At 66.9% G+C, this 2847-nt stretch carries 2 protein-coding genes; both read right to left on the reverse strand.

The features are described from left to right. Positions 1–46: 46 nt before the first annotated feature. The gene (locus tag ACHFGS_RS08935; RefSeq protein ID WP_394279956.1) at positions 47–1384 is read right to left on the reverse strand and encodes a nitrate/nitrite transporter; all 1338 of its coding nucleotides are present in this window, start codon (positions 1382–1384) and stop codon (positions 47–49) included. A gap of 579 nt (positions 1385–1963) precedes the next feature. Next, positions 1964–2632, reverse strand: a complete 669-nt coding sequence (locus tag ACHFGS_RS08940; protein WP_394279955.1) for a DsbA family protein — start codon at positions 2630–2632, stop codon at positions 1964–1966. Positions 2633–2847 lie beyond the last annotated feature (215 nt).

Consider the following 2847-nt stretch of genomic DNA (forward strand, 5'->3'; position numbering starts at 1 on the left):
CGGCCTGCCCTGCGCGGCCGGGCCTTCTGCATGCCCGGCCCGTCCCTCACTCTCCGCGGCGCGGGCGGCGCGGCGGATCCATCCCGATGTGGATGCGGGTGCGTCGCCGCTCGCGGGAGATGAAGAACGCGCCGATCAGCCACAGCGGGACCTGCGCCAGGAACGCGAGCCGGAAGGCATCGAGACGGTAGGTCTCCGGTGTGCCGGCTCCCTGCAGGTCGAGCGTGAGACCGATCAGGAAGATGGCGACGAGCGCGGCAAGGAAGCCCCCGGCGTTCGTGAGGCCTGTTGCGGTGCTGAGCCGGTGCGACGGGTTATGGGTGCGCGCGTGATCGAACGCGATCATGGACGCCGGTCCGCCGAGGGACAGCGCGACGACGAGAACCGTGAGCAGCCAGAGGGGCGCCGGGCCCGGCCACCCGATGACGGTCAGCCAGGCGGCGAGCTGGATGCCGACCGCCGGCAGCACGAGGAGGCGGGAGCGGAGGTGGGGGATACGTCGCGACAGGTCGCCCAGGACGGGTCCGAAGGCCATCCCGGCGAAGACGAAGATGGTGAGCAGGCCCGTGGCCTCGGGCAGACTGCGCCCCTCGCCGGCGGTGAGGAACGGCACGCCCCACAGCATCATGAAGGCTGTCCCGGCGAACGGCGTCGTGAAGTGCGACCAGAACGCCAGTCGTGTTCCGGGGTGCGCCCACGCCGCACGGATCCCGACGCCGGTGTCGATGCTCGAGGTGACCACTCGGATCGCGCCGGTGTCGGTGTTGACGCTGATGTCGCGGTCGACCTCGGGTGGGTGATTGCGGATGATCAACGCGACCAGGATCGCGAAGAGGACGCCGAGACCCGCGATGCTCCCGAAGGCGACGGTCCAGCTCGTCGCATGGAGAAGAGCCGCGATCGGGATGATGGCGACGAGCTGTCCCGCCTGACCCAGGATGCCGGTGAGCTGCACCATGACGGGCGCGCGCTGGGCCGGGAACCACGTCGCGACCAGTCGCAGGACGGCGGGGAAGACCGCGGCGTCCCCGGCGCCGAGGAGCATCCGCGCCACGATGGCGACGCCGACGCTGGGGGAGAGGGCCATGGTGAGCTGACCGGCCGCCATGAGGATCATCCCGATCGTCATGATCGGCCGCGAGCCGTACCGGTCGAGCAGGACGCCGACGGGGATCTGCATGCCGCCGTACACGGCGAGCTGGACGACCGCGAACAGGGAGAGGGTCGCGGCATCCGCTTGGAAGCGTTCGGCCGCGTCCACGCCGACCGCAGACAGCGATGTGCGGTTGGTGATGGCGAGGATGTACGCAGCGACACCCGTGGTCCAGACGACCCACGCACGGATGCCGGGGCCGTCACGGTGTGCGTGCAGGGGCCTGCTCATGTCACGTCGCCGAGAAGGGGAGCGGATCGTGTCACGCGTCCACGCTACTGCGCCCGCGATCGAGCGGCGAAACGGCCGTGCGGGCAGCGCGCCCGCCTACTTCGAGATCACGTAGACGTTCGTGGAGAGTCGCGTGTTGTCCCCGTCATCGGGAACCGCGCCACAATCCGGGACGACGTAGAAGCGCGCCGGACGGGCCTGCGCGGACAGTTCGCCTCACCGCCCGCCTCGTGAGGACCCGCCGGTGGGGAGGAGTCGTCGCGCTGATTCGAGTTGACTTAACGTCGATTATCGGTGCTTGACGAGAGGGGCTCGTCGCCCTGGATTCAGCTCGGCTTCTCGATTGAATGTGAGCTTGCGGCCGTCGCGCTCGTCGCGGCGTCGCGGCAAGCCCTGTGCAACCGTGCGGTGGCGATCGCACCTTCTGGACAGCACGCCTGAAACGCTGCTCTACCGTGGTCGAGCTCATCACTACGGGCTGTGCTGTCACACGCGGCTGAGTAACTCCAAGCTGACCTTTGTGCATCGGCCGCAATTTAAGGAAGTCGGCGATGCGTGTCACGGGCTACTCGCAGGGGCCTACTGCTGGGGGCTTCGCCCGGTAGCTCGATCGAGTGCGCCGGTGAGGTCGGAAAGTTGTTGGAGTTCCAGCTTCTTCCCGTCGAGGAAGAAGGTGGGGGTGCCGGTGACGTTGAGGTACTGCCCGTCGTCGAAATCCTGCTCCACGCGTTCTTTCGTGGCGGGGTCCGCGACTGCAGCGTCGTAGGCGTCCATGTCGAGGCCAATGTCTTCGGCGTAGCTGCGAAAGAGCGCGGCACGCGATTCGCGTAGCTCGCCCCATTCCGCTTGCGTTTCGAAGAGTCGGCTGTGCATGGCCTCGAGCTCGCCTTGTTGCGCGGCGGCTTCGGCTGCGATGGCGGCGTTCATGGAGTTGTAGTGCCCGGGGAGTGGGAAGTATCGAACGACGAAGTTGATTTCGCCGGCGTAGTCCTCCCGGAGCTGTTCTACGACCGGGTAGAACGCTCCGCAGGCTTCGCACTCGAAGTCGAGGAACTCGACCAGGGTGGGTGCGTTCGGGCCCGCGTTGTCGAGCACGTGCGAGTTTGCGCGGGTGCCAGGCAGTGTTCCGTCGGTGGCGGGAGCTGTTCGCGGTTCGGGGCGGTTGACTAGCGCGATCGTCGCGACGATCGCAGCGAGGAGGATGACCACCGCTGTTGTGACGATGGTGGCTTTCGTTGCAGGTTTCACAGGTTTCCTGTCGCCAGATGGTGGAGGTGTACGGGTGATGGTTTGGTCAGGGCGAAGGTTCGGGCAGGCCGCTGGGAGGTGACGTCCCGCTGAGTGGTGGAGTTTCTCAACACCGTGCGAGATCAGCTTCTGTGATTATGCTGCAGCGAGTTCGGGGATCGCGACCTCCTTCTCGGTGGTGTTGAGGAGCTTCATGGAGTGCTCGCTGAAGTAGC

The organism is Microbacterium sp. (assembly GCF_043427715.1).
Classification (GTDB): domain Bacteria; phylum Actinomycetota; class Actinomycetes; order Actinomycetales; family Microbacteriaceae; genus Microbacterium.

Coding starts and splice junctions, on each gene's coding strand:
- ACHFGS_RS08935 (WP_394279956.1), bottom strand. CDS start 1,384: ATGAGCAGGCCCCTGCACGCACACCGTGACGGCCCCGGCATCCGTGCG.